Origin of the sequence: Streptomyces sp. NPDC090025 (assembly GCF_044748125.1) — a bacterium.
GTDB lineage: Bacteria > Actinomycetota > Actinomycetes > Streptomycetales > Streptomycetaceae > Streptomyces.
This window is the reverse complement of sequence record NZ_JBIVFL010000004.1, coordinates 405,023-431,673: the sequence shown is the minus strand read 5'-3', so window position 1 is coordinate 431,673 and position 26,651 is coordinate 405,023. Positions and strand designations below refer to the sequence as shown.

General features: G+C 73.1%; 23 protein-coding genes. 15 read left to right on the top strand and 8 right to left on the bottom strand.

What is annotated here, in order from left to right:
- The first annotated feature begins 34 nt into the window (after nt 1-34).
- The 5 genes from ACIPXM_RS14515 to adhE all read left to right on the top strand — a co-directional run bounded on the left by ACIPXM_RS14515 (nt 35) and on the right by adhE (nt 6,903).
- Nucleotides 35-787 carry an amino acid ABC transporter ATP-binding protein gene (locus ACIPXM_RS14515; protein WP_401655225.1) on the top strand — a complete coding sequence of 251 codons (753 nt, stop codon included), beginning with the start codon at nt 35-37 and terminating at the stop codon, nt 785-787.
- A gap of 109 nt (nt 788-896) precedes the next feature.
- A complete protein-coding gene (locus tag ACIPXM_RS14510) occupies nt 897-1,901 on the top strand; it encodes an ABC transporter substrate-binding protein (RefSeq protein ID WP_401655184.1) in 1,005 nt (334 codons plus the stop codon).
- A gap of 22 nt (nt 1,902-1,923) precedes the next feature.
- Complete coding sequence (locus tag ACIPXM_RS14505; RefSeq protein ID WP_401655183.1) at nt 1,924-2,775, top strand: DUF1684 domain-containing protein; 852 nt, start codon at nt 1,924-1,926, stop codon at nt 2,773-2,775.
- Between the two features lie 296 nt (nt 2,776-3,071).
- The gene (locus ACIPXM_RS14500) at nt 3,072-3,992 is read left to right on the top strand and encodes a S1 family peptidase (protein ID WP_401655181.1); all 921 of its coding nucleotides are present in this window, start codon (nt 3,072-3,074) and stop codon (nt 3,990-3,992) included.
- 301 nt (nt 3,993-4,293) lie between these two features.
- Nucleotides 4,294-6,903, top strand: a complete 2,610-nt coding sequence (gene adhE, locus ACIPXM_RS14495; RefSeq protein WP_401655180.1) for a bifunctional acetaldehyde-CoA/alcohol dehydrogenase — start codon at nt 4,294-4,296, stop codon at nt 6,901-6,903.
- Nucleotides 6,904-7,006: 103 nt separating this feature from the next.
- Here the strand turns inward: adhE and ACIPXM_RS14490 are convergent, their stop codons facing one another.
- Nucleotides 7,007-8,044: a DUF3533 domain-containing protein gene (locus ACIPXM_RS14490; RefSeq protein WP_401655179.1), complete on the bottom strand. Its 1,038-nt coding sequence runs from the start codon at nt 8,042-8,044 to the stop codon at nt 7,007-7,009.
- Between the two features lie 187 nt (nt 8,045-8,231).
- Between ACIPXM_RS14490 and ACIPXM_RS14485 the strand changes: the two genes are divergently transcribed.
- The 3 genes from ACIPXM_RS14485 to ACIPXM_RS14475 all read left to right on the top strand — a co-directional run bounded on the left by ACIPXM_RS14485 (nt 8,232) and on the right by ACIPXM_RS14475 (nt 13,888).
- Nucleotides 8,232-11,843, top strand: a complete 3,612-nt coding sequence (locus tag ACIPXM_RS14485) for a DNA polymerase III subunit alpha (protein ID WP_401655178.1) — start codon at nt 8,232-8,234, stop codon at nt 11,841-11,843.
- A complete protein-coding gene (locus ACIPXM_RS14480; RefSeq protein ID WP_401655177.1) occupies nt 11,840-12,799 on the top strand; it encodes a DNA polymerase thumb domain-containing protein in 960 nt (319 codons plus the stop codon). Before ACIPXM_RS14485 ends, ACIPXM_RS14480 begins: the two co-directional genes overlap by 4 nt.
- Nucleotides 12,800-12,967: 168 nt before the next feature.
- Nucleotides 12,968-13,888, top strand: coding sequence for an esterase/lipase family protein (locus ACIPXM_RS14475; RefSeq protein ID WP_401655176.1), 921 nt, complete (start codon nt 12,968-12,970; stop codon nt 13,886-13,888).
- Between the two features lie 13 nt (nt 13,889-13,901).
- Here ACIPXM_RS14475 and ACIPXM_RS14470 read toward each other — a convergent pair whose 3' ends face one another.
- A complete protein-coding gene (locus ACIPXM_RS14470) occupies nt 13,902-14,918 on the bottom strand; it encodes a lytic polysaccharide monooxygenase (protein ID WP_401655175.1) in 1,017 nt (338 codons plus the stop codon).
- Between the two features lie 160 nt (nt 14,919-15,078).
- Nucleotides 15,079-15,462, bottom strand: coding sequence for a hypothetical protein (locus ACIPXM_RS14465; RefSeq protein ID WP_401655174.1), 384 nt, complete (start codon nt 15,460-15,462; stop codon nt 15,079-15,081).
- Nucleotides 15,463-15,523: 61 nt separating this feature from the next.
- Here ACIPXM_RS14465 and ACIPXM_RS14460 point away from each other — a divergent pair, with 61 nt between their 5' ends.
- Nucleotides 15,524-16,099, top strand: coding sequence for a hypothetical protein (locus ACIPXM_RS14460; RefSeq protein ID WP_401655173.1), 576 nt, complete (start codon nt 15,524-15,526; stop codon nt 16,097-16,099).
- Between the two features lie 26 nt (nt 16,100-16,125).
- Here the strand turns inward: ACIPXM_RS14460 and ACIPXM_RS14455 are convergent, their stop codons facing one another.
- Entirely contained in the window at nt 16,126-16,803 is a 678-nt protein-coding gene (locus ACIPXM_RS14455; protein ID WP_401655172.1) for a response regulator, read from the bottom strand.
- Nucleotides 16,804-16,950: 147 nt separating this feature from the next.
- On the opposite strand from ACIPXM_RS14455, the gene ACIPXM_RS14450 reads away from it, so the two are divergent.
- From ACIPXM_RS14450 to ACIPXM_RS14435, 4 genes are all read left to right on the top strand, one after another.
- On the top strand, nt 16,951-17,934 hold the full coding sequence (locus ACIPXM_RS14450) for a Bug family tripartite tricarboxylate transporter substrate binding protein (RefSeq protein ID WP_401655170.1): 984 nt from the start codon (nt 16,951-16,953) through the stop codon (nt 17,932-17,934).
- A complete protein-coding gene (locus ACIPXM_RS14445; RefSeq protein WP_401655169.1) occupies nt 17,931-18,533 on the top strand; it encodes a tripartite tricarboxylate transporter TctB family protein in 603 nt (200 codons plus the stop codon). The genes ACIPXM_RS14450 and ACIPXM_RS14445 overlap by 4 nt, the downstream gene beginning before the upstream one ends.
- Before the next feature lie 2 nt (nt 18,534-18,535).
- Complete coding sequence (locus ACIPXM_RS14440; protein WP_401655168.1) at nt 18,536-20,053, top strand: tripartite tricarboxylate transporter permease; 1,518 nt, start codon at nt 18,536-18,538, stop codon at nt 20,051-20,053.
- A gap of 118 nt (nt 20,054-20,171) precedes the next feature.
- Entirely contained in the window at nt 20,172-20,594 is a 423-nt protein-coding gene (locus ACIPXM_RS14435; protein ID WP_401655167.1) for a DUF6299 family protein, read from the top strand.
- Between the two features lie 69 nt (nt 20,595-20,663).
- On the opposite strand, the gene ACIPXM_RS14430 is transcribed toward ACIPXM_RS14435, so the two are convergent.
- Together ACIPXM_RS14430 and ACIPXM_RS14425 are read right to left on the bottom strand one after the other, a co-directional pair.
- On the bottom strand, nt 20,664-21,263 hold the full coding sequence (locus tag ACIPXM_RS14430; protein ID WP_401655166.1) for a DUF402 domain-containing protein: 600 nt from the start codon (nt 21,261-21,263) through the stop codon (nt 20,664-20,666).
- A complete protein-coding gene (locus tag ACIPXM_RS14425) occupies nt 21,244-22,173 on the bottom strand; it encodes a GNAT family N-acetyltransferase (protein WP_401655164.1) in 930 nt (309 codons plus the stop codon). Before ACIPXM_RS14425 ends, ACIPXM_RS14430 begins: the two co-directional genes overlap by 20 nt.
- 74 nt (nt 22,174-22,247) lie before the next feature.
- Between ACIPXM_RS14425 and ACIPXM_RS14420 the strand changes: the two genes are divergently transcribed.
- Complete coding sequence (locus tag ACIPXM_RS14420; protein ID WP_401655163.1) at nt 22,248-22,622, top strand: GntR family transcriptional regulator; 375 nt, start codon at nt 22,248-22,250, stop codon at nt 22,620-22,622.
- 179 nt (nt 22,623-22,801) lie between these two features.
- Here the strand turns inward: ACIPXM_RS14420 and ACIPXM_RS14415 are convergent, their stop codons facing one another.
- Nucleotides 22,802-23,920 carry a DUF5925 domain-containing protein gene (locus ACIPXM_RS14415; protein WP_401655162.1) on the bottom strand — a complete coding sequence of 373 codons (1,119 nt, stop codon included), beginning with the start codon at nt 23,918-23,920 and terminating at the stop codon, nt 22,802-22,804.
- Nucleotides 23,921-24,108: 188 nt separating this feature from the next.
- Between ACIPXM_RS14415 and ACIPXM_RS14410 the strand changes: the two genes are divergently transcribed.
- Nucleotides 24,109-24,918 (top strand): SGNH/GDSL hydrolase family protein, encoded by an 810-nt coding sequence (locus ACIPXM_RS14410; RefSeq protein ID WP_401655161.1) that lies wholly within the window; start codon nt 24,109-24,111, stop codon nt 24,916-24,918.
- Between the two features lie 50 nt (nt 24,919-24,968).
- On the opposite strand, the gene ACIPXM_RS14405 is transcribed toward ACIPXM_RS14410, so the two are convergent.
- Nucleotides 24,969-26,609 carry a serine/threonine-protein kinase gene (locus tag ACIPXM_RS14405; RefSeq protein ID WP_401655160.1) on the bottom strand — a complete coding sequence of 547 codons (1,641 nt, stop codon included), beginning with the start codon at nt 26,607-26,609 and terminating at the stop codon, nt 24,969-24,971.
- Between the last annotated feature and the right edge of the window lie 42 nt (nt 26,610-26,651).

Sequence of the window (26,651 nt, the reverse complement as noted above, 5' to 3'; positions counted from 1 at the left end):
CACCCCGGCTCCTGTTGCCGCCGCCACCGACCCCATGGTCGAGGTCCGTGCGGTGCGCAAGAGCTTCGGCGCCCTCGAAGTGCTGCGCGGCATCGACCTCGACGTCCGTCCCGGCGAGGTCACCGTCGTCCTCGGCCCCTCCGGCTCCGGCAAGTCCACCCTGCTGCGCACCATCAACCACCTGGAGAAGGTCGACAGCGGCACCGTCCGCGTCGACGGCACCCTGGTCGGCTACCGCCGCTCCGGCGACAAGCTGTACGAGCTGCGCGAGCGGGAGATCCTGCGGCAGCGCACCCGGATCGGCTTCGTCTTCCAGAACTTCCACCTCTTCCCGCACCTCACCGTCCTGGAGAACGTCGTCGAGGCGCCGGTCTCCGCGCTGAAGCGCCCGCGCGCCCAGGCCGAGGCGGCCGCCCGCGCGCTGCTCGACCGGGTGGGCCTCGCCGACAAGGCCGACGCCTATCCGCGGCGGCTCTCCGGCGGTCAGCAGCAGCGGGTCGCCATCGCCCGGGCGCTCGCCCTGGAACCGCGGCTGCTGCTCTTCGACGAGCCGACCTCGGCGCTCGACCCGGAGCTGGTCGGCGAGGTGCTCGACGTCATCAAGGACCTGGCCGCCGCCGGGACCACGATGATCGTCGTCACCCATGAGATCGGCTTCGCCCGCGAGGTCGCCGACACCGTGGTCTTCATGGACGAGGGCCGGATCGTCGAACAGGGCCCGCCCGCCGAGGTCCTGGACGCGCCGCGGCACGAACGCACCCGCGCCTTCCTCTCCAAGGTCCTCTGAGGTCCGCCGAGTTCCCTTGCGTACCCGTACCCGTACCCGTACCCGTTCCGTCCCCGTACCCGTACCCGTTCCACACCCGTTTCGTTCCCGCACCCGAAGGAGTTCCGTCATGACCACCCGCCGGCCGTCCCGCCGCTCCCTGCTCACCGGCCTCGCCGCCGCCACCGCGCTGCTCTCCCTCACCGCCTGCGGCGCCACCGACGCGGCCACCGAAGCCGCCACCGACAAGGGCGCGCCCAAGGGCGCCAAGGGCGCGGGCAGCGCCGTGAACCTCGGGCCGGAGCAGCACCGGATCCGTACCGCCAAGGTCGACGCGCTCGCCGCCAAGCTCCCCGAGGCCGTCCGGAAACGGGGCACGCTCACCCTCGGCGTCTCCACCAGCGGCGCGCCGCCGCTCGCCTTCTACGCCACCGACGACAGAACCCTGATCGGCTCCGAACTGGACATCGCCACGCTGGTCGCCGACACCCTCGGGGTGAAGCCCGAGTTCACCCCGGTGTCCTGGGAGAACCTCTTCGTCGGCCTGGACAGCGGGAAGTTCGACGGGGTCATCTCCAATGTGACGGTGACCGAGGAGCGCAAGGACAAGTACGACTTCGCCACCTACCGGCTCGACGACCTGGCCTTCGAGGCCCGCAAGGGCGCGGGGTGGCGGGTGAAGGGCCCCGCCGACGTGGCGGGCCGGACCATCGCGGTCAGCTCCGGCACCAACCAGGAGAAGATCCTGGTCGACTGGAGCAGGCAGAACGAGAAGGCGGGCCGCAAGCCGGTCGACATCAAGTACTTCCAGACCCAGAGCGACTACTACCTCGCGCTGCGCTCCGGCCGCATCGACGCCTACCTGGGCCCGAGCCCGACCGCCGCCTTCCATGTGGCGCAGGCCGGACAGACCGAGATCGTGGGCAAGTTCTCCGGCGCGGGCAGCGGGCTCCAGGGCAAGATCGCCGCCGCGACGAAGAAGGACAACGGCCTGGTCGAGGCGTATGCGGGCGCCCTCCAGCACATCATCGACAACGGCAGCTACGCACAGGTCCTCAAGCGCTGGGGGCTCGGCGACGAGGCCGTGGCCCGCTCCGAGATCAACCCGCCCGGCCTGCCCCGTACCGCCAACTGACCCTGTGGAAAGGTGACCCCTCATGAGCAGTGACAGCAGTGACAGCAGCGGCAGCAGTGACGACACGGCACGGCAGGACTGGCGGGACTGGCACGAGCAGCGGACGGCGACCGTCACCGCCCCCTACGGGCCGCTCTCGCTGACCGGCACCCACTGGCTCGCGGACTTCCCCGACGGACGGATTCCGGGCGTGCCGGGGGAGTGGCGGGCGGACGGCGACGAGGTGGTCCTCGATGCGGGTGACGCGGGCGGCGCGGGTGAGCCGGGCGGCGCCGAAGAGGGCCTCACCGTCGACGGCAAGCCGCTGACCGGCACCGTACGGCTGACCGCCGACCAGGGCCCGGCCCCCGCGTCCCGGGTCGCGGCGGGCGAGCGGCGGCTGGTGGTGCTGCGCCGCGAGGGCGAGTGGGCGGTGCGCGACTTCGACCCGGGGTCGGCGGCGCGGCGCGCCTTCCGGGGCATCGAGGCCACGCCGTACGACGAACGGTGGGTGCGGCCCGGGGTGTTCCGGCCGTACGAGGCGGCCCGCAGCGTCCTGGTGGCCAACGCGGACGGCCGGGAGCGCGGGCTCGGGCTCGCCGGTGAGCTGGTCTTCGAGCTGGCCGGGGCCGAGCGGCGGCTCCAGGTGGCGGTGGAGGCCGACGGCGGGTTGTGGGCGGTCTTCGCGGACGCCACCAGCGGCGGGGACAGCTACCGGTTCCGGTTCCTGCGGCCCGGGATACCGGCGGCGGACGGCACGGTGACGGTGGACCTCAACCGGGCGGTGCTGCCGCCGTGCGCGTTCGCGGCGCACTTCATCTGCCCGTTCCCGCCGCCGGGCAACACGCTGCCGGTGCCGGTCGCGGCGGGGGAGCGGCACGTCCTGACCGGCTGATCCGCCTCGCGGCCGGCCTCGCGGACGGCCTCGCGGACCGGGCGGCGCGGACCTACGGGGGGTCGCGCCGCCCTTCCGCGTGCCGGGCGGTCTTGTGCGTTCCGGTTTTCCGGGCCAGTATCTCGTCCGGTGACCACAGAAGTGTCAGGGACACGACATGTGATCGCCGAACTTCCCTGCCCCGCAAGGAAGTTGACTGACGCAGGGAAGTTGACAGCGCCGGCCGGCCACTGGCCGCGCCTCACGGGTCCGACACCCCACGGCGGACCCCCGATTCCCCTCTGGAGGAACGACAAGTGAGGACCAAGCGCACCACCCCCACCCTCCCCACCACCCCCACCAGAAGCATCCGGCTGCTCGCCGTCGCGACCGGCCTGGTCGCCGCCGCGGCGATCGCCGTCCCCGCCGCCAACGCCGACTCGGCCGCCCCCACCCCGGCCGTCTTCGGCGCAGCCCAGCTCGCCGACGCGGGTGCCGCCGTGCGCGCCGCCGACGTGCCGGGCACCGCCTGGAACGTCGACCCGGCGACGAACAGGCTCGTGGTCACCGTCGACTCCACCGTCTCGCAGGCGGAGATCGCCACGATCGAGCGCCGGGCCGGGGCCAACGCGGGCGCGCTGCGCATCGAGCGCACCTCCGGCACCTTCCGCAAGCTGATCTCGGGCGGCGACGCCATCTACGCGAGCGGCTGGCGCTGCTCGCTCGGCTTCAACGTCAAGGACAGCGCGGGCAACTACTACTTCCTCACCGCCGGGCACTGCACCGACGGCGCGGGCACCTGGTGGTCCAACTCCGGCCGGACCACCGTCCTCGGCACCACGGCCGGTTCCAGCTTCCCGACCAACGACTACGGCATCGTGCGCTACACCAACAGCACGGTCGCCAAGTCCGGCTCGGTCGGCAGCGTCGACATCACGAGCGCGGCGGACGCGACCGTCGGCATGTCGGTGACCCGCCGCGGCTCCACCACCGGTCTGCACAGCGGCTCGGTCACCGGACTCAACGCCACCGTGAACTACGGCAACGGCGACATCGTCTACGGCATGATCCGCACCAATGTGTGCGCCGAGCCGGGCGACTCCGGCGGCCCGCTCTACTCGGGCAGCCGCGCCATCGGCCTCACCTCGGGCGGCAGCGGCGACTGCACCTCCGGCGGCACCACGTTCTTCCAGCCGGTGACGGAGGCGCTCAGCGCGTACGGCGTGAACGTCTTCTAGTCGTCGTTCCGTACTCCGGTCGTCCACTCGTTCCGTGGTCCCGGGCCGCCGCGCCACCACCCCTGGTCGGTGTGGCGGCCCTTTCCGCGAAATTCTTGTGAAAACTTTCACAAGCTCGCAAAGGACTTCGGTCCGGCCTCGTCGTCGCAGGTCAGGAGTAGTTTTGCAGGACTCTCCTTGATCTTGAAGGGACTTTCGGCCCGTTCGGAGAGGGCTTTATCGGCGTCCTTTCCGACCACCCCGGGTGTCGAATGGAGACATCGGAAAAAAGAAGTCTGGAACCGAAGAAGGAGTGCCTGCCATGGAGGCCAAGGAGCTGGCGGCCAAGGAAATGGTCGACGGACTCGTCGAGGGGGCCCTCGACGCGCTCGCCGCATTCGAGGGTTTCGACCAGGAGCAGGTCGACCACATCGTGAAGAAGGCGTCCCTCGCGGCGCTGAGCGCCCACGGTGAGCTGGCCCGGCTGGCCGTCGAGGAGACCGGCCGCGGCCTCTTCGAGGACAAGGCCGTCAAGAACCTCTTCGCCTGCGAGCACGTCACCAACTCGATGGCCGGTCTGAAGACCGCCGGGGTGATCAGCCGCGACGAACTCTCCGGCATCACCGAGATCGCCGAGCCGGTCGGCGTCGTCTGCGCGATGACCCCGGTCACCAACCCCACCTCGACCACGATCTTCAAGGCGCTCATCGCGCTGAAGACCCGTAACCCGATCGTCTTCGCCTTCCACCCCTCCGCCCAGAAGTGCTCCGCCGAGGCCGCCCGGATCGTCCGCGACGCCGCCGTCGCCGCCGGTGCCCCCGAGCACTGCGTGCAGTGGGTCGAGGAGCCGTCGATGGAGGCCACCGGCCTCCTGATGAACCACGAGGGCGTCTCCACCATCCTGGCCACCGGCGGCAACGCGATGGTCCGCGCCGCCTACTCCTGCGGCAAGCCCGCCCTCGGCGTCGGCGCCGGCAACGTGCCCGCCTACGTCACCAAGGACGCCAAGCTGAAGCGCGCGATCCACGACATCGTGCTCTCCAAGGCGTTCGACAACGGCATGATCTGCGCCTCCGAGCAGGCCGCCATCCTCGACCACGAGGTGTACGAGCAGGGCATCGCCGAGTTCCAGCGGCTCGGCGCCTATGTCGTCAGCGCCGCCGAGAAGACCAAGCTGGAGGAGTACGTCTTCGGCACCACCGCGTACGCCACCAACTGCGGCGGCGCCAAGCTGAACGCGGCCGTCGTCGGCAAGTCCCCGGCGTGGATCGCCGAGCAGGCCGGCTTCGAGGTCCCCGAGGGCACCTCCATCCTCATCGCGGAGTGCGCCGAGGTCGGCGAGGGCGAGCCGCTCACCCGCGAGAAGCTGTCCCCGATCCTGGCCGCCCTCAAGGCCGACTCCACCGAGCACGGCCTCGAACTGGCCGCCCGCATGGTCGAGTTCCACGGCCTCGGCCACAGCGCCGCCATCCACACCGAGGACGAGGCCCTCGCCGAGGAGTTCGGCAAGCGGGTCAAGGCGATCCGCGTCATCGTCAACGCCCCCTCCACCTTCGGCGGCATCGGCGACGTCTACAACTCCTTCCTCCCCTCGCTCACCCTGGGCTGCGGCTCGTACGGACACAACTCCGTCTCGAACAACGTCTCCGCGGTGAACCTGATCAACGTCAAGCGGATCGGACGGCGCAACAACAACATGCAGTGGTACAAGATCCCGCCGAAGATCTACTTCGAGCGCAACGCCATCCGCTACCTCGGCGAGATGGACGACGTGCACCGGGTCACCCTCGTCACCGACAAGACCATGGGCGCCATCGGCTTCGTCCAGAAGGTCACCGACATCCTCAACGCCCGCTCCGAGCCGGTCGCCCTCCAGGTGATCGACACCGTCGAGCCCAACCCCGAGCTCGCCACCGTGCAGGCCGGTGCCGCCGCCATGCGGGACTTCCAGCCGGACACCATCATCGCCCTCGGCGGCGGCTCCCCGATGGACGCCGCGAAGATCATGTGGCTGATGTACGAGCGCCCCGAGGTCGAGTTCGCGGACACCAAGGAGAAGTTCTTCGACATCCGCAAGCGCGCCTACCGGTTCCCGGCGCTCGGCGAGAAGGCGAAGCTGGTCGCGATCCCGACCACCTCCGGCACCGGCAGCGAGGTCACCCCCTTCGCGGTCATCTCCGACCCGGCGGCGGCCCAGAAGTACCCGCTGGCCGACTACGCGCTCACCCCGAACGTCGCCATCGTCGACCCGATGCTGCCGCTCAACCTCCCGGCCACGGTGACCGCCGACTCCGGCTTCGACGCCCTGACCCACGCCACCGAGGCGTACGTCTCGGCCTACGCCAACGACTTCACCGACGGCCAGTGCCTCCAGGCCATCAAGCTGATCTTCCAGAACCTGGAGACCTGCGTGAAGGAGGGCGGCAAGGCGCCCGAGGCCCGCGAGAAGATGCACAACGCGTCCACCATCGCCGGCATGGCCTTCGCCAACGCCTTCCTCGGTCTGGTCCACGCCATGGCCCACACCCTCGGCAACACCTTCCACGTGGCCCACGGCCGCACCAACGCGCTGCTCCTGCCGCACGTCATCCGCTACAACGGCACCGTCACCCACAAGGCCGTGCCGTGGCCGAAGGCCGAGGTCTACCAGGCCCCGGAGCGCTACCAGGAGATCGCGAAGATGCTCGGCCTGCCGGCCGCCACCCCCGAGGAGGGCGTGGAGTCCTACGCCAAGGCCGTGGAGGAGCTGCGCGACCGCTGCGGCATCCCGGCCGGGTTCCAGGAGGCGGGCGTCGACGAGGCCGCCTTCATGGAGGCCCTGCCGCAGCAGGCGATGAACGCCTACGCCGACCAGTGCGCGCCCGCCAACCCGCGGATGCCGATGATCGACGACATGAAGGAGCTCATGACCCGGGCCTACTTCGGGAAGTAGCCGAAAGCCCGACGCCCCCAGGGGCGGAGCCCGTACGTGAAAGGGCCCCGGCGGATGTGCGGTCCGCCGGGGCCCTTTCGCGTACCCCGCTCGGGGCGCGCGCTCAGGGGGTGGGCTCGCCCAGCTCCGCGGCGATCGGCTCGGTCTCCGGCTTCCGCTTCAGCGAGGACATCACCAGGGTGATCACCGACCCGGCCACCGCCCAGGCGGAAAGCACCAGCATCGCGCCGGTCATGTCGTTGCCCTTGAAGTACGCGATGGAGCGCGCCGCCCAGGTGCCCGCGCCCGGCGGCAGGGCGGGCCCGATCGCCTTCCAGAACGGCGGCAGCATCGGGAGCGGGAAGGCGCCGCCCGCGCTCGGGTTGCCCGCGACGACCACGAGCAGGATCGCCAGGCCGATGCCGACGATCCCGAACACCGACTGCAGGGCGAGGGTGGTCGCGCCGACCGCGAAGACCACCAGGGTGCCGAGCCCCCACAGCGCGGCGACGCTGCCGGGCAGGGCGTCCAGGATCGGGCCGACGATGATCGCGCCGCCGAGTCCGCCGAGGGCGGCGTACACCGCGAGCGCCCCGAGCCGGATGATCGCCCGCTCCCGGTTGGCGGGCCGGGAGCCCGCGCTGATCGCCAGGATCGCGGCGCAGATGTAGCCGCCCACGCACCAGCCGACGACCAGGTAGAAGGCGGACAGGCCGTCGAAGTCCTGCGGCGAGGCCGGGGCCACGTCGACGGTCCTGACCGTGCGCTGGTTGGCCCCCTCCACCTGCGTGAACATCTTCTGCAGGGCGGACGACAGCACGGTGCCGCCGCCGGAGGCGACGAGCAGGGTGTCGGTGCGGCCCGCCGGGTCGACGACCAGGGCGCCGTCGATCTCCCGGTTCATGATCTTCTTCGTGGCGTCGGCCTCGCTGCCCACCGCCCGCGGGTCGAGCGGCTCGCCGGGCAGCTTCTCCAGCTGTTCCAGGAGGACCGTGGAGACCTGCTGCGGGGCGACCACCCCGAACGGCACGTCCTTCGGCTTCGGGTTGTGCAGGGCCCCCACGTACGAGGCGATGAACAGCAGCTGGAGGGCGAAGACGCCGACGACCAGCAGGGCTGCTCGGGGGGTGACGGCGCTCTTCAGTTCGGCGACGAGACTCATGGGCCCCACGCTCCGGGGTGCGGGGCGTTCGCGCAGGTGGGAGGGGGCCGAATGGCTGAGGGGCGGGGCTGAGGGAGACCTGCCGGACTTTTATCGTACGGACGTTCGAAAATGAGCTACGCTGACATCGAGGGGGTGGGAACGTACGTACGATTTTCGGTGAGCGCGAGCGCGGGAGGTGGCGGGCATGCCGGGGTTCACCCCCAGGGGGTTCACGCATCTGCACACCGCGTCGGGCTACTCCGCGCGCTACGGCGCCTCGCACCCCGCGCGGCTCGCCGAGCGCGCCGCCGAGCGGGGCATGGACGCTCTCGCGCTGACCGACCGCGACACCGTCGCGGGCGTGGTCCGCTTCGCCAAGGCGTGCGAGACGGCCGGCGTCCGCCCGCTGTTCGGCGTCGACCTCGGCCACGAACCCTTCCTCGCCCCGCTGCCGCCCGGCGAGCGCCCCGGGAGCGGGCCCGACGGCAGGCCGGCCGGCCGGACCTCGGCCCGCCGGGTGCCGGTGCGCGGCGGGGCCTTCGTGGACGAGTCCGCGCCCCGGGCCGTCTTCCTGGCCCGCTCCAGGGCCGGCTGGGCCGAACTCTGCGCGCTCGTCACCGCCGCCCACGCCCGCCCGGGGGAGGGCCCGCCGGTGCTGCCCTGGGCCGCCATGGCCCCCGCCACCGGCGACGGCCTGTTCGTGCTGCTCGGCCCCGGCTCCGACGTCGGCCGCGCGCTCACCGCGGGCCGCCCCGACCGGGCCGCCCGGCTGCTGCTGCCCTGGCGCGAGCGGTACGGCGACGCGCTGCGCCTGGAGGTCGTCGAGCACGGCCGCACCGGCACCGGGCCCGGCTCGCTCCGGCAGGCCGCCCGCACCCTCGGCTTCGCCGCCGAACAGGGCGTACGGCCGGTGCTCGGCAACGAGGTGCGCTACGCCGACCAGGGTCAGGGCCCGGTCGCCGACATCCTCGACGCCGCCCGCAGGCTCGTCCCGGTCGACCCGCGGACCGGGCTCGACAGCGGCGCGGCCTGGCTCAAGGGCCCCGCCGAGATGCTCGCCGTCGCCGAGCGGGTGGTCGAGGCCGCCGGCTTCCGCAGGGACACCGCGCACCGGCTCCTGGCCCACACCGAGGCCGTCGCCGCCGACTGCCTGGTCGACCCGGTGGACGACCTCGGCATGGGCGTCGCGCACTTCCCCGAACCGCGCCTGGTGGGCGCCGCCCACCGCACCGCCCAGCGGGTGCTGGCCTCCCGGGCCGCCGCCGGCATGGTGCTCAAGGGCTACGACCGGCGGCCCGACCGGCGGCACTACTGGGACCGGACGCACCGCGAGCTCGACATCATCGCCCACCACGGCTTCGCCAGCTACTTCCTGACGGTCGCCCAGGTCGTCGACGACGTCCGGGACCGGGGCATCCGGGTCGCCGCCCGCGGCTCCGGCGCCGGATCCCTCGTCAACCACCTCCTCGGCATCGCCCACGCCGACCCGGTCGAGCACGGCCTGCTGATGGAACGCTTCCTGTCCAAACGCCGCACCGCGCTCCCCGACATCGACATCGACGTGGAGTCCGCCCGCCGCATCGAGGTCTACCGGGCGATCCTCGCCCGCTTCGGCGCCGAGCGGGTCGTCACCGTCGCCATGCCCGAGACCTACCGGGTCCGGCACGCCGTACGGGACGTCGGCGCCGCCCTCTCCATGGACCCGGCCACCGTCGACCGGATCGCCAAGGCGTTCCCGCACATCCGCGCCAAGGACGCCCGCGCCGCCCTCGGCGAACTCCCCGAACTGCGCGGGCTGCGCGACGAGATGACCGGCACGAAGGAGCACGACCGGTTCTGGGAGCTGGTCGAGGCGCTCGACGCGCTGCCCCGCGGCACCGCCATGCACCCCTGCGGCGTGCTCCTCTCGGACGCCTCGCTGCTCACCCGTACCCCCGTCGTGCCCACCAGCGGCGAGGGGCTGCCGATGTCCCAGTTCGACAAGGAGGACGTGGAGGACCTCGGGCTGCTCAAGCTCGACGTGCTCGGGGTGCGGATGCAGTCGGCGATGGCGCACGCGGTCGCCGAGGTCGAACGGGCCACCGGGCACCGCCCGGACGTCGACGCGATCCCGCCCGGCGACCCCGACACGTACCGGCTGATCCGCTCCACCGAGACCCTGGGCTGCTTCCAGATCGAGTCGCCGGGCCAGCGCGACCTGGTGGGGCGGCTCCAGCCGGAGAACTTCCACGACCTGGTCGTGGACATCTCGCTGTTCCGGCCGGGACCGGTCGCCGCCGACATGGTCCGCCCCTTCATCGAGGCCCGGCACGGCCGCGCGCCGGTCCGCTACCCGCACCCCGACCTCGCGGACGCGCTGGCGGAGACGTACGGCGTCGTCGTCTTCCACGAGCAGGTCATCGAGATCGTCGCCGTCATGACCGGCTGCGGCCGCGACGAGGCCGACCAGGTGCGGCGCGGACTCTCCCACCCCGAGTCGCAGGGGACGATCAAGGCGTGGTTCGCCGAACGGGCCCGCCGCAAGGGATACGCGGACGAGGTGGTCGCCCGTACCTGGGAGATCGTCGAGGCGTTCGGCTCGTACGGCTTCTGCAAGGCGCACGCGGTGGCCTTCGCGGTGCCGACCTACCAGTCGGCCTGGCTCAAGGCGCACCACCCGGCCGCCTTCTTCGCCGGGCTGCTCACCCACGACCCCGGCATGTACCCGAAGCGGCTGCTGCTCGCGGACGCCCGGCGGCGCGGGGTGCCGGTGCTGCCGCTCGACGTGAACCGGTCGGCGGTCGCCCACCGTATCGAACTGGTGTCCGATATCCCTGGTGGGGGCGGCGCCGGGGTGTGGGGGCTGCGACTCGGACTCACCGATGTCCAGGGCATCAGCGAGGCCGAGGGCGCCCGGATCGAGGCCGGACAGCCCTACGCCTCCCTCGGCGACTTCTGGGAACGGGCCCGCCCGCGCAAACCGCTCGCCGAACGGCTCGCCCAGGTCGGCGCGCTCGACGCGTTCGGCGCCAACCGCCGCGACCTGCTGCTGCACCTCACCGAACTGCACAGGACCCAGCGCGGCGCCGCCTCTTACGGCGGCCGGCTGCCGTTCGCCCAGGGCGGCAAGGCCGCGCCGGTCGGCCTGCCCGACCTCGACGAGAGCGAACGGCTCAGCGCCGAGCTCGGCATCCTCGGCCTGGACGCCTCCCGCAACCTCATGGACGACCACCGCGCCTTCCTGCGCGAACTCGGCGTGGTCTCCGCGCGGCGGCTGCGCTCGGCGAGGCACGGCCAGACCGTCCTGGTCGCCGGGGCCAAGGCGGCCACCCAGACCCCGCCGATCCGCTCCGGCAAGCGGGTCGTCTTCACCACCCTCGACGACGGCACCGGCCTCGTCGACCTCGCCTTCTTCGACGACTCCCACGAGGCGTGCGCCCACACCGTCTTCCATTCCTGGCTGCTGCTTGTCCGCGGCGTGGTCCAGCGGCGCGGCCCGCGCAGCCTCAGCGTGGTCGGCGCCGCCGCCTGGAACCTCGCCGAACTCATCGAACTCCGGGCGGGCGAGGGCGGCCTCGCCGCGGTGGGCGAACGGCTCTCCGAGGCGCCGGTGGACGCCGTGCCCGAAGGGGCCGAAGGGGTCGAAGGAGCCGAAGGAACGGACGGGGCTGAAGGGACCGGCGGCCCCGGGCGGGGCTCCGGGCGGGGCTCCGGACGCCGGATCGTGATGTCCACCGGCTACGCGATGAACCCCTGGGCCGACCTCCGGCCGCCGGGGGAGGGCGCCGTCGCGCCGGTGCGGAAACTCTGGCACAGCAGTCCTGGGAGCGCGGGATGATCCTTTGCGTACGGTTCCGGCTGGAGCGGCAGGGTGAGGTGCTGCTGCCCCGACTCCTCGATCTGCTCGGCGAGTTCACCCCGACCGTGGCCGCCGACCCGCCCGCCGACGCGCTGGCCGACGTGCGCGGCGCGCTGCGCCACTTCGGCTGGAGCGTGACCGACCTCGCCTCGGTGATCCGGGTCAGGGCGCTCGCCCTGTACGGCGTCGACTGCGTCATCGGCGCGGGCCCGAATCCGATGCTGGCCCGGATGGCGGCCCGCGAGGCCGGGCCCGGCGTCACCCTGGTCGTCGAGGACCCGGCCGCCTTCCTGCGGGACCGCCCGGTCGCCGCCCTCGACGGGGTCGGCCGGGTCACCGCCCGTACCCTCTGCGGCTACGGCCTCGACTCGATCGGCCGGGTCGCCGACGCGCCCCTCGGCGTGCTCCAGCGGCTCGTCGGCGCGAAGACCGGCCGCGAACTGTGGGAACGGGCCCGCGGCATCGACCGCGGCACGGTCACCCCGGGCGAGGTCACCCGCTCCCTCGCCGCCGAACGTGCCTTCCCGTACGACGAGTTGAACCCCGACGCGCACCGCGGGGCGCTGCTCTCGCTGACCACCGAGCTCGGCGCCCGGATGCGCGCGGGGCGGCAGGTGTGCCGCTCCCTCACGGTCACCGTGCGCTACGCCGACCGCAGCTGCTCCAGCCGCACCCGCGCCCTGCGCGAACCCACCGCCCACGGTGCCGACCTCGGCGCCCTCGCGTACGCCCTGTACGACTCCTTCGGCCTGCAGCGGGCCCGGGTCCGCGCCGTCACCCTGCGCGCCGAGGGCCTCGCCCCGGCCGAAGGCGCCTCCCACCAGCTCACCTTCGACCCGGTGGACGACAAGACCCGCCGCCTTGAGGCGGTCGCGGACCTGGCCCGGGCGAAGTACGGACCGCGGGCGATCGTGCCGGGTGCGCTGGCGGCCTGACGACACGACACTTTTTACCGACGCGTAACTTCCCAGTGTCGGCTACCGGTGCGTAGCTTGGCGAAAAGCGCATCCCATGCGCACGCGCATCCCCACTTGTGGTCCGGACCGCAGGGCGTCACGCAACTCATCCCCGAGTTTCCCCTTGAGCCGCAAGGAGACCGCCCGATGCTGCCCAGGAGTGCCTGGAAGAAGGCCGCGAGAGCGCTGTCCGTTCTCGCGCTGGCCGCCGCCGCCACGCTCGCCCCCACCGCGTCCGCGCAAGCCTCGTCCGCGCAAGCCTCGTCCGCGCAAGCCTCGTCCGCGCAGGCCGCGGCCGCCCCCAGCCGTGGCTGGAACGACTTCTCCTGCAAGCCGTCCGCCGCCCACCCCCGCCCCGTCGTGCTCGTGCACGGCACCTTCGGCAACTCCGTCGACAACTGGCTCGGACTCGCCCCCTACCTGGTCGACCGGGGCTACTGCGTCTTCTCGCTCGACTACGGGCAACTGCCCGGCGTCCCGCTGTTCAACGGCCTCGGCCCGGTCGACAAGTCCGCGGCCCAGCTCGCCACGTACGTCGACCGCGTCCTCGCCGCGACCGGCGCCGCCGACGCCGACCTGGTCGGGCACTCGCAGGGCGGCATGATGCCGCGCTACTACCTGAAGTTCCTCGGCGGCGCCGCCAAGGTGAACGCCCTCGTCGGCATCGCCCCCGACAACCACGGCACCACCCTCAACGGGCTCACCAACCTGCTGCCGTACTTCCCCGGCGCGAAGGACCTGCTGACCACGGCCACCCCCGCGCTCACCGACCAGATCGCCGGATCGCCGCTGCTCACCAAGCTGAACGCGGGCGGCGACACCGTGCCCGGCGTGCGGTACACGGTGATCGCCACCCGCTACGACGAGGTCGTCACCCCGTACCAGTCCGGCTTCCTGTCCGGACCCGACGTCACCAACGTGCTGCTCCAGGACCGGTGCGCGCTCGACCTGTCCGAGCACGTGGCCATCGGGACGGTGGACCGGATCGTCTTCCACGAGGTCACCAACGCCCTCGACCCGGCCCACGCGACCCCGACGACCTGCGCCTCGGTCTTCGACCTGCCCTAGCCGCCAGCGGAACCTAGCGGCGCGAGGAGCGGCGCCGGGCGGTGGCGAACAGGACGGCGGCGCCGAGCGCGAGCACGGCGGCGCCGCCCATCGCCAGGTACGAGGTGGAGGCGTCACCACCGGTCTCGGCCAGCTCCACACCGGTGCCGGTGCCCGCCGGGGCGGGCTCGTTGGCGGGCGCCTCGGTGGCCGGCGCGGCCGTCGGCGCGGTGCTCGCGGGGCGGGCGCCGGTCGACGCGTCGTCGTCGCCGTGGCCGCCGTGCTCGACCGTCGACTGGTCGCGGCCTTCCTCGATCTGCTCGTCGGACGGGGCGCTCGGCGTCACCGGCTCCGTCGTGGGCTCCGTCGTGGGCTTGGTCGCCGGGCTGGTCGCCGGGCCGGTCGAGCCGCCGTTGTCCTGCCCGAACACGACGTCCGAGCAGGTGTAGAACGCCTCGGGGGAGTCGGAGCGCTGCCAGATCGAGTAGATCAGGTGGCGCCCCGACTTCTTCGGGATCGTCCCGCCGAACACGTAGTCGCCGTTCTGCATCGACGGGTTCGTCACCGTCAGGAACGGCTTCGCCTCCAGGTCCGACCACTTCAGCGGCTTCGACGGGTCGTACCCGTCCTTCGTGACGTACAGCTCCCAGGTGCCCTTGTGCGGCGCGGTGCCCTTGTAACGGAAGGTGTGCGCACCGGAGTTCAGCTTCGACGCGGGCCAGTCGGCGCGGGCCAGGTCGAGCCCCCGGTACTTGTCGTTCCCGGCGCTGCACAGCTTGCCGTCCGGGATCAGCCGCCGGTGCTGCCCGGCCGCGTTGGCGATGTTCACCGCGTTCCAGTCGTAGAACGCCTGCGTCCCGCTCGCGGCCACCGCCGCCTTGCACGCCGCCGAGTCCGGACTCTCCGGCCCCTCCGCGTAGCACCCCGCCACCCGGCTCACCGGATCGGTCATCGACCCGTGCGCGAACGCGGGCCCGGCAGCGGTCCCGGCGAACATCAGGGCGGCGGCGAGGGTGCCGGTGGAGACGACGGCCGTACGGCGAGAGGTCATGGGGGGACAACTCCTGGGTGAGGGTGGGTTCGTGGGGGGACGCCCAGCAAACTAGCCCGCGAAATCCCCTGATCCACCGCCGTCGCGGCCCTCGGTCCGATCCTTAGGGTCCCGTTAAGGAGCCTCTAAGCGGCACCACAGGAACGGCCGGACGACCGGCCTACGGCAGCGGCAGCAGCTCTTCGTAGGTGCAGGACGGCACGGCCCGGTACCCGGCCTCCCGCACCCCCCTCAGGATCGTGGCCATGTCCGCCACGACCTCGTCCCGCGAAGCCCCGGCCCGCGGCTGACACACCAGGAGCGAGTGCCAGTCCAGGAAGTCGTCGCCCCCGCCGGTCCCCTCATAGCCGTTGTTGTCCCACTCCACCTCGACGCAGCCGTACGTCAACGCGGGCTGCGCCCCGGCGCCGACCACGCCGTGCGGCACCCCCAGGACCGCCGCCAGCCGCTCCACCAACCGCTCACCACTGGAGGCGGCGACGAACATCTGACACTCCCACTCCAGGTCGGGTCCGCCGTCATCGCCCATGTTGTCGTCGTCCATGACAGAGGATCCTCGCAGACCGCGCCGACCCGCCCGTCTGATCGAACTGGCATCCGGACCCATGAGTGCTGCCGTCGTCACCATCGCCCTGGCCTTCGTCGGCTACCTGGTCACCTACCTCAACGGCCTCCGGCTCGCCCAGCGGCAGGAGCGACTGGCCCGGGTGAATCGCCAACTGGCCGACTTCTACGGCCCGTTGCATGCGCTGACCGCGACCAATCAGCGGATGTTCCAGGAGTTCATGGCGCGCCACGCCCGCCCCGACGGGCGGTCCCCGTTCCAGGCGGACGTCCCGCCCGACGAACGGGAGAAGGCGGACTGGCGGCTGTGGGCCGGGTCCGTCTTCCTGCCGAACATCCGGAGCATGCGCGACATCGTCGTACGGCACCCCGACCTCCTGGACGAGCCCGGGATGCCGGAGGTGCTGCTCGACCTGTACGCCCACGTCGCCGGGTACGAGGTGACCGCGGCCCGCTGGGAGCGGGGCGACTTCGACGAGCACCTGTCCGTCGTTCCGTTCCCCGCCGACGCGCTGCACCGGTACGCCGAGGAGAGCTTCGCCCGCCTCCAGGCCGAACAGCGCGCCCTGCTGGGCCGCAGGCGCCCGCGCCAGGGCCGGACGGCCCGCCGCCGGTAGCGCCGCCGCACCACGGTCGGGGCTCCTCAGCCCAGCCGCCGGTAGCGCCGCTCCGGCCGCCCCGTCCCCCCGTACCGCAGCGTGATCTCCGCCCGCCCCGTCTCCGCGAAGTACTCCAGATAGCGCCGCGCGCTCACCCGCGACAACGAACCCGCCGCCTGCGCGCACTCCGTCGCCGAAAGGCCCTCCGGATGCGCCCGCAGGATCGCGTCCACCAGGTCCGCCGTCGGGGCCGCCAGGCCCTTCGGGAGGTCGCGGGAGGCGCGGGGGCGGGCGCCGAAGATCTGGTCGACGTCCTCCTGGCGGGCCTCCGTTCGTTCGAGGCCGTCCAGCCTGCTCCGTACCGACGTCACATGCCGCAACTGCTCGTGCAGCGCCGCCTGCTGGAACGGCTTGATCAGATAGTGCAGCGCCCCCGCCCGCAGCGCCGAGCGGATCGTGTCCACGTCCCGCGCCGCCGTGATGAACAGCGCGTCCACCGCGAGCCCCGCCGCCCGCAGCTCCCGCAGCACCGCGATCCCGTCCATGTCCGGCAGGAAGATGTCGAGCAGCAGCAGATCGGGCCGCAGCGCGTGCGCCGCCCGCAGCGCCTCGGCGCCGCTGTGCGCGACACCGACGACCTCCAGGCCGGGCACCGCCGCCGTATAGCGGCAGTGCAGCTTCGCCACCATGAAGTCGTCGTCGACCACCAGCACCTTCGTCACGCCGACAAGGTAGGGCGCGACCACAAGGACCACAACGTCCGTTGGTTGCGGAAGCGAGACAGCCCCTTCACGCGCGGGCAACATGTGGGCCACCTCACCCACCCCCCCCGGACCCCCGGACCCCCCGACCTCCGAAAGGCGGCACACGTGCGCCTGCGCACCCCTCTCGCGCTGCTCGGGGCCGCGCTCCTCGTGCTGGTCGGCCCGCCGCTGCTCACCCCCGGCAGCGGCGCCGACACCGGCACCCGGATCCCCGGCCTGCGCCTCATGGTCCCCAACACCCCCGGCGGCGGCTACGACATCACCGCCCGCACCGCCGCCAAGAACGCCGAGGACGCCGGACTCACCTCCGGCGTCGAGGTGTTCAACCTGCCCGGCGCGGGCGGCACCGTCGGCCTCACCCGGCTCGTCGGCGAACGCGGCAACGGCAAGCTCGCCATGTCCATGGGCCTCGGCGTCGTCGGCGCCGTCCACACCAACAAGACCCCCAGGACCCTCGCCGACACCACCCCCATCGCCCGGCTCACCATGGAGCCCGACATCGTCGTGGTCGGCAAGAACTCCCCGTACCGCACCATCCAGGAACTCCTCACCGCCTGGCGCGCGAACCCCGGCAAACTCCCCGTCGGCGGCGGCTCCTCGCCCGGCGGCCCCGACCACCTCGCGCCGATGCTGATGGCCCGCGCCGCCGGCATCGCCCCCAAGGACGTCAACTACGTCCCCTTCGACGGCGGCGGCGAACTCCTCGCCTCCATCCTCGGCGACAAGGTCGCCTTCGGCGTCTCCGGCGTCGGCGAGTACCTCGACCAGATCAAGGCCGGTGAACTGCGGCTGCTCGCCGTCACGGGACCGCGGCGGATCGCCGGGCTCGACGCCCCCACCCTGCGGGAGGCCGGGCTCGACACCGAGTTCATCAACTGGCGCGGCATCGTCGCCCCGCCCGGCCTCTCCGACGCCGAACGCGACAAGCTCGTCGGCCTCGTCACCGCGCTGCACGCCTCGAAGGAGTGGCGCGCCGCCCTCAAGACCCACGGCTGGAACGACGCCTTCCTGCCCGGCGACGCGTTCGGCACCTTCCTCGCCGACCAGGACAAGCAGGTCGGCTCGGTCCTGAAGGAGCTCGGCCTGTGACCACCCCCGACCCCAGCGCCGCCAACGGCCCCACCGCACCCAACGGCCCCACCGCCCCCACCGCACCCAACGGCCCCACCGCCCCCGAGGCACCCCCGACCACCCCGTCCTCCTGGCTCCGCGAGCACTCCGAACTCGGCGTCAGCCTCCTCCTGTTCGCCCTCGGCGCCCTCGTCCTCACCGACACCCTCGGCATGACCGTCGCCGCCGGTCAGCGCGGCCCCGTCGGCCCCCGCACCGTCCCCCTCGTCGTCGGCGCCGGACTCCTCGTCGTCACCGTCCTCCTCGCGCTCGACGTGCTCCGCGGCGGCCGCGGCGAGGCCGAGGGCGGCGAGGACATCGACCTGTCCGAGCCCACCGACCGCCGCACCGTCCTGCTGCTCGCCGGAGTCTTCCTCGGCTTCGCCGTCCTCATCGGCCCGCTCGGCTTCCCCGTCGCCGGAGCCCTGCTCTTCTGGGGCGCCGCCGCCACCCTCGGCAGCCGCCACCACACCCGCGACCCGCTCATCGCCGCGGGCCTCTCCCTCCTCACCTACCTCGTCTTCAACAACGCGCTCGGAGTCCCGCTGCCCGGCGGCCCGCTGATGGGAGTGCTCTGACCATGGACTCGCTCACCTCGCTCCTCGACGGCTTCGGCACCGCCCTCACCCCGATGAACCTGCTGTGGGCCGCCGTCGGCGTCCTCCTCGGCACCGCCATCGGCGTGCTCCCCGGCATCGGCCCCGCCATGGCCGTCGCCCTGCTCCTGCCGGTGACGTACGGGCTCGAACCGACCGGCGCCTTCATCATGTTCGCCGGGATCTACTACGGCGCCATGTTCGGCGGCTCCACCACCTCGATCCTGCTCAACACCCCCGGCGAGAGCGCCGCCGTGGTCGCCGCCATCGAGGGCAACCCGATGGCCAAGGCGGGCCGCGGCGCCCAGGCCCTCGCCGCCGCGGCCATCGGCCACTTCACCGGCGGCCTCGCGGGCACCATCCTGCTCGTCGCGCTCGCCCCCACCATCGCCGCGCTCGCCGTCGACATCGGCGCCCCCGACTACTTCGCCCTCATGGTCCTCGCCTTCATCGCGGTGACCTCCGTCCTCGGCTCCTCCCGGATCCGCGGCCTCGCCTCGCTCCTCATCGGCCTCACCATCGGCCTGGTCGGCCTCGACCAGATGACCGGCCAGCAGCGCCTCACCTTCGGCTCGCTGCAACTCGCCGACGGCGTCGACGTCGTCATCGTCGCCGTCGGCCTCTTCGCCATCGGCGAGGCCCTGTGGGTCGCCGCCCATCTGCGCCGCGGCACCGGCGCCCCCATCCCGGTCGGCCGCCCCTGGCTCGGCCGCGCCGACCTGCGCCGCACCTGGAAGGCATGGCTGCGCGGCCCGCTCATCGGCTTCCCGTTCGGCGCGATCCCGGCCGGCGGCGCCGAGATCCCCACCTTCCTGTCGTACGTGACCGAGAAGCGCCTCTCCCGGCACAAGGCCGAGTTCGGCAAGGGTGCCATCGAGGGCGTCGCGGGCCCCGAGTCCGCCGCCTCCGCCTCCGCCGCCGGCACCCTCGTCTCGATGCTCACGCTCGGCCTGCCCACCACCGCCGTCGCCGCCGTGATGCTCGCCGCCTTCCAGCAGTACGGCATCCAGCCGGGACCGCTGCTCTTCGAACGCGAACCCGACCTGGTCTGGGGCCTGATCGCCTCGCTCTTCGTCGGCATGGTGCTGCTGCTCGCGCTCAACCTGCCGCTCGCGCCGCTCTGGGCGAAGCTGCTGCGGATCCCGCGCCCCTACCTCTACGCGGGCATCCTGTTCTTCGCCGCCGTCGGCGCCTACGCGGTCGGCGGCGAGGCGCTCGACCTGGTGATCCTGCTGGTCATCGGCCTGATCGGATTCGGCATGCGACGGTACGGGCTGCCGGTGCTGCCCGCCGTCATCGGAGTCATCCTCGGCCCGGCCGCCGAACAGCAGCTGCGCCGCGCCCTGCAGATCAGCGACGGGTCGCTGACCGGTCTGGTCGACACCCCGTTCTCGGTGACCGTCTACGCGGTGGTGCTGCTCCTGCTCGGCTGGCCGCTGCTGCGCCGGGTGATACGACCGGATCATTACCGGACAGTCCCCAACTCGTCCTCTAAGGAGTGATTTTCGGCCTTTGGGTGGCGAGATCCGATATCCCTGGCGGGCACACCCACGGCACCGCCGCCCTGGCAGCACCGCCAGGGCGGCTCAGGCGCCCCAGCCCCGAAGGGACCCCCCACCCATGCGCGCTCGTCTCGCCCTCGCCGCAGGCGCCCTGCTCGCCGCCACCGCCGCGACCGCAGGTGCGGCCGCCGCCGCAGGACCCGCCGACGGACTGACCGTCGACCCGCAGGGCACGGTGGCCGAGGACGGCTCGGTCAGCCTCTCCGGCACCTACCGCTGTGCCGACGACAGCGCGGGCCCGGTGCTCGTCAGCTCCACCCTGGTCCAGGGGGAGCGGTCCGTCGGCATCGGCGGCACCCAGGCGGTCTGCGACGGCGAGGTCCACCCGTGGACCAACAGCTCCGTGGTGAAGGAGCCGGGCTACCACTCCGGCGACGCCCGGGTCGAGGCCACCCTGATGCAGCTCACCCCGAGCGGCCCGATGGGCGTGCCGCTGCCGGACTTCCTGGCCATGGAGACCCAGGACGTCACCCTGGGCTGACACCGCTCCCGCGCCGGACCCGCCCGTCCCGACGTCCCCCACGGGCGCCGGGCCGGGCGCCCGGGAGAGTCAGCCCTGAAGCAGTCCGAGCAGTCCGAGCAGGCCGTCCCGGCCGCCCGCCGCCAGCTCGTCGAGGGCGCGTACGGCCTGCCCGGCCGCCGCCGGGTCGCTCGTCGCGAGCCCGCTCGCCGCGAACTCGTCCTCGTCGAGCCGCAGCACCAGCCGGCCGTCCGCCGACACCCACAGATCCAGGTCCAGGTCCTCCACCGTCACCTCGGCCGGACCCCCGGCGGCGTCCGCCGTCACCACGGCGGGCCGGGTCACGTCGCAGTACCAGCCCTTCAGGGTGCCGTCGCCCGCCCGGACCTCCTTCACCGCGTACCAGCGGTCACGCCAGTAGTGCTCGGTGAAGACGTCGCCCGGCTCGAAGCGGGTGAAGCCGAAGTCCCGTACCCCGTCGGCGGCCCAGGGCGCCCGGACGGTGAGCCGGGTCCCGTCGTCGGCGAGCAGCGCCGCCGGATAGACGATCTTCGTACGGCCCGCCTTGACCAGCCGCACCCGGACCGGGGCCGGGGTTGGGGCCGGGGCCGGGGCCGAGGCCGGCGCCGGGCTCCGGACCTGGCCCGAGTCCCGGACCCGGCCGTCCGGCTCAGCCGAGGCGTCGGACATGGCGCACCTCCGTCGCGGCGATCCGGTAGCCGAACGCCCGGTTGATCGCGAGCATCGGACCGTTCTCGGTGTCGTTCCCGGTGACCGCCCAGGTGCGGCCCGCCGCCCGCGCCTTGCGCAGGGTCGCCGTCTTCACCAGCTTCGCCAGGCCCCGGCCGCGGAACTCCGGCGCGGTGCCGGTCATGCCCGAGCAGATCCGGCCGTCGTCGTCCGTCAGGGCCACGCTGAACGCGACCGGGCGCCCGTCGGCCAGGGCGACCGTGGTCAGTTCGTGGTCCTGCAGCGGATGGCGCCAGGTGGTGGCCAGCCAGTGCGGGTAGTCGTCGAGCTCGGCCGCCACGTCGCCGGGCTCGTCGGCCGTGGTCCGCGCGTCCAGCTCGAACAACGGCCGCGGGTCGGCGGCGAAGTCGGCCGCCGACCGCAGCTCCACCCCGGCGGGCGGGTCCTGGTGCGGCGGGAGTTCCGCCGTGGTCAGGTCGAGGGTGAGGAAGTGGGCGCTGCGGCTGCCGGTGTAGCCGTGCCGCTCGGCGAAGGCGCGGCCCTCGGGCTCGTCCAGGACCCAGCTGTAGAGCGTGGTCGCCCCCACCCGGGCCAGGTGCTCCTCGGCGGCGGCGAGCAGCAGCGCGCCCGCGCCGCGCCGCCGGTGCCCGGGGTGGACGTAGATGTTGACGTCGCCGATGCCCGGCTCGGGCGACTCGTACGCGAGCGACACCTGCGCGGTGCCGACGATCTCCCCGTCGATCTCCGCGACCAGCGGCCTGCCGTGCCCGTCGGGATGGGCGTGCGCCCAGTCGAACGCGACCTGCGGGCCGGTGCTGAGCATGAACGGGAGCGCGGCGCGCCGCACCCGGGAGAAGGCGGCCGCGTCCTCGGAGGACTCGGGACGGACATCGCGGACGATCACAGTCATGTCTCCGGACGCTATGCGGCGCCCGCCGCCGCCCGCCTCCCATTTTCCGGCGGGGCGGGTGCACAATCGGGCGGGTGACGCTTCGAATCAGCGTGGATTCCCGTTCCACCACAGCTCCGTACGAACAACTGCGCGCCCAGATCTCGGAGAGTGCCCGCTCGGGCGAGCTGCCCGTGGGGTACAAGCTCCCGACGGTACGGGGCCTGGCGGAGGACCTGGGGCTTGCGGCGAACACGGTCGCCAAGGCGTACAAGGCCCTTGAGGCGGACGGCGTGATCGAGACCCGCGGCCGCAACGGCACGTTCGTCGCCGCCGCCTCCGACGCGGCCTCCCAGCTCGCCGCCACCGCCGCCGCCTCCTACGCGGCGGAGGCCCACCGCCTCGGCCTCACCCGGGAGGAGGCCGGTGCGGCCGTGCAGGACGCGCTGAGAGCCGCCTACGAGGCGTAGCGGGCCCGCCGCGCCCGTACCGGACGTACCGTACGGGGAGCTGCTTCCCGTACGGGAGAACCCGCGTCGGACACCCCCGGCCGGCCTCCCGTACGGCGCGCCCCCGACGTCCGCTCGCCGCCCACCGGGCGCGTCCCCGCGGCGCGCCCCCACAGCCCCCTACGAGCTCCCTGCGGCCCCTACAGGTAGAGGCCCGGGCTCGTCGCGCGCTGTTCCGGCATGCCCGGGCCGGTGACCCCGCGGCGGAGCGCGAACAGCTCGGCCAGGGTGGCGCCCTCGCGGCCGATGCCGTCCTCACGGCCGAGCCACTCGACGGCCTCGGGGCGGGTCAGCGGACCGACCTCGACGCGGGCGAGGCAGCGGCCGGGGCGGATCACGGCGGGGTGCAGCCGCTCCAGGTCCTCGTTGGTGGTGACGGCCACCAGCACGTTGCGCCCCTGGCCGAGGAGCCCGTCGGTGAGGTTGAGCAGCCGGGACAGCGCCTGGCCCGCGGTGTGCTTGGCCTCGCCCCTGATCAGCTCGTCGCAGTCCTCCAGGAGCAGCAGCCGCCAACGGCCCTGCGGGGTGCCCTCGTCCTCCCCGATGGCGATGTCCATCAGATAGCCGACGTCGCTGAACAGCCGCTCGGGGTCGAGCACGCAGTCGACCTGGCACCAGTCGCGCCAGGACCGGGCGAGGGTGCGCAGGGCGGAGGTCTTGCCGGTGCCGGGCGGGCCGTGCAGGAGCAGCAGCCGGCCGGTGATGTCGTCGGGCGTGACGGCCATCAGCCGGTCCATCGCGTCGGCCACCGGGGCCGTGTAGTTGGGGCGGATCTCGTCCCAGGTGCCCGCGCCGATCTGCCGGGTGGTGCGGTGCGGGCCGCGCCGCGGCGACACGTACCAGAACCCCATGGTCACGTTCTCCGGCTGGGGTTCGGGCTCGTCGAGTGCGTCGTCGGTGGCCTCCTTGAGGACCCGCTCGGCGAGCTCCTGGTCGGTGGCGGTGACGGTCACGTCCGCGCCCCGGCTCCACCGGGACACCAGCACGGTCCAGCCCGCGCCCTCGGCGAGCAGCGCGCTGCGGTCGTCGTCCTTGGCGGCCCGCAGCACCTTGGCGCCCGAAGGCAGCAGCGTCGCCGAGGGTTTCACCCGGTCGAGGGTGGTGCTGTGCGCGTGTGGCTGTTCACCGGTCGCGAAGCGGCCGAGGAACAGCGCGTCGACGACGTCGGAGGGGGAGTCGCTGTCGTCGACGTGGAGCCGGATGGGCAGCGCCTGTTCGGGCCCGGACGGGTCGCGCGGGGCGCCCTGGGTGGCAGACATGCGGCCCATGATCCGGCAACCGGGCAGGTCGCGCACGAGGTTTTGATTCTCGCGAAATGGCCGGAAATCGATGGTTTCTGACGGTGTGTCGCGACCCGTTCATCCCCAGTTTTGTCATGGACACTTCCGGCGGGCCGGATCCACTGCTACTACCTGGTAACGCAGAGATCCTGCTACAGGGAGGTTCCATGAAACTGTCCCGTTTTACGGCTTTCTCGTCCTCGCTGCTCCTCGGCGCCGTCCTCGCCCTCACCGGGGCCGGGGCCGCCCAGGCCGCCTCCACCGCGGCCGTGGACTACGTGGCCCTCGGTGACTCGTACTCGTCCGGCGTCGGCTCCGGCAGCTACGACAGCGCGAGCGGCGACTGCAAGCGCTCCACCAAGGCGTACCCGGTCCTCTGGAAGAACGCGCACGCCCCGTCCTCCTTCGCCTTCACCGCCTGCTCGGGCGCCCGAACGGGTGATGTCACGGCGAATCAGCTCGGACCCCTCAACACCGGCACCGACCTGGTCTCCGTCACCATCGGAGGCAACGACGCCGGTTTCGCCGACGTCATGACGACCTGTGTGCTGCAGTCCGAATCCACCTGCGTCGACCGAGTGAATCAGGCCAAGGGCTACGTCGACTCGACCCTCCCCGGGAAGCTCGACTCCGTCTACAACGCGATCAGAGCGAAGGCCCCCAACGCGCGCGTGGTCGTGCTCGGCTACCCGCGCTTCTACCAGCTGTCCGGCTCCTGCGTGGCCGGTCTCAGCGAGAACGAGCGCCGTGCCATCAACGGCGCCGCCGACTACCTCAACGCGGCCACCGCCAAGCGCGCAGCCGACCACGGCTTCACCTTCGCCAGCGTCGTCCCCGCCTTCACCGGACATGAGATCTGCGCGTCCGGTACCGCCTGGCTGCACAGCGTCAACTGGCTGAACATCGGCGAGTCGTACCACCCCACCGCCGCCGGTCAGTCCGGTGGCTACCTGCCCACCTTCAACGGCGCGGCGTAACCCCTCCCGGGCGCCCGCCCCGGCGGGTCCCGCTCAGCCGCCCGACCCGCTCAGCCGCCCGACCCGCTCGGGGTGCCGGTGCCCGGCGCCCCGGCGGCGGGGGAGGCGGAGCCGTCCGAGGGCGACGGCGTGGGCGGCGACATCGAGGGCGAAGGCGACTCCTCGCACGTCACCGTGAACGACACCCAGTTCGACTGGCGGGCGGCCGGATCCTTGACCTCCAACCGGATCCGGTCGCTCACCTTGTCCCCGGCCGCGTAGTCGGTCTGCGTCCGGGTCAGCCGCTGCTCGGTCGGCCCGCCCGCCGGGAAGTCCAGCGTCCGCCACTGCGCGTCCTGGGCCTCACCGCTCTCCGTCGCCCAGCGGTACGTCACCGTCGCGGGCGTCCGGTCCACCGTCACCGCCGCCGTGAACTCCGGCGCCCCCGCCGCGGGCGGCGGACAGGAACCGGTGTACGTGTCGCGCACCGCCCGCACGTTGAGCAGCACCGACACCGGCGGCGGCGTCGTCGCGCTCGGCGAGGCGCTGGACGGCGAGGCGGACGTCGTCGGCGGGGTGGTGCTCGGCTCGGTCGGCGGCGCGCTCGTCGTCACCGGCGGCGTCGTCGGACCCCCGGAGGGCTCACCGCCGTCGCCCCGCAGCACCGCGTACGTCAGCCCGCCCGCCACCAGGAGCAGCGCCGCGATCCCGGCCACCAGACCCCACCGGGGCCCGCCCCGGCCGCGGTCGTCCGGGCCGGGGCCCGAGGGCGCGGGCAGCGGCGCGGTGGGCCCGGGACCGCCGGGCGCGCCCGCACCGCCGCCGGGCCCGGGACCCTCCGGACGGTCGACGGGCACCGGCACCGAGGCGTACGGCACCGAGCGCACCGGCTCGGTGCGCGGCGCGCCGCCCGCCCCGATCACCCGCAGCCGGTTCTCCGTGTCGGCCGCGGACGGCCGCTCCTCCGGGTCCTTGGCGAGCAGCCCCGCGATGACCGGCGCCAGCGGCCCCGTGTGCGCGGGCGGCACCGGCTCCTCGTCGACCACGGCCCGCAGCGTGTCGAGCGGCGTCTCCCGGCGGAACGGCGACACCCCCTCCACCGCCGTGTACAGGAGCACCCCGAGCGACCACAGATCGGCGGCGGGCCCCGGGGTCCGGCCCATCGCCCGCTCCGGCGCCAGGTACTCGGGGGAGCCGATCAGCTCCCCGGTCATGGTGAGCGGCGAGACGCCCTCCACCGCCGCGATCCCGAAGTCGGTGAGCACCACCCGGCCGTCGTTCGACAGCAGCACGTTGGCGGGCTTCACATCCCGGTGCAGCACCCCGGCGGCGTGCGCGGCGCGCAACGCGGCGCACACCGCCGCGCCCACGTGCGCCGCCCGCTGCGGCGTCAGCGGCCCCTCCGCCTCCAGGGTCTCCGCCAGCGTCAGGCCGCGCACCAGCTCCATCACGATCCACGGCCGCCCGTCGTCCAGGGCCACGTCGTAGACGGTGACGACATTGCGGTCGGTGATCCGGGCGGCCGACCTGGCCTCCCGCTCCAGGCGCTCGAACAGCCGGTCGCGGTCCTCGTCCGGCAGCCCCTCGGGCGCGCGGACCTCCTTGACCGCCACCTCGCGCCCCAGGACCTCGTCCCTGGCCCGCCAGACGGTCCCCATCCCGCCCTCGCCGAGCACGTCGAGCAGCCGGTAACGACCCGCGATCAGCGTCATCCCTCCACCGTAGCGGAGCCCCGGCGCATTTGGTGGCGCAGA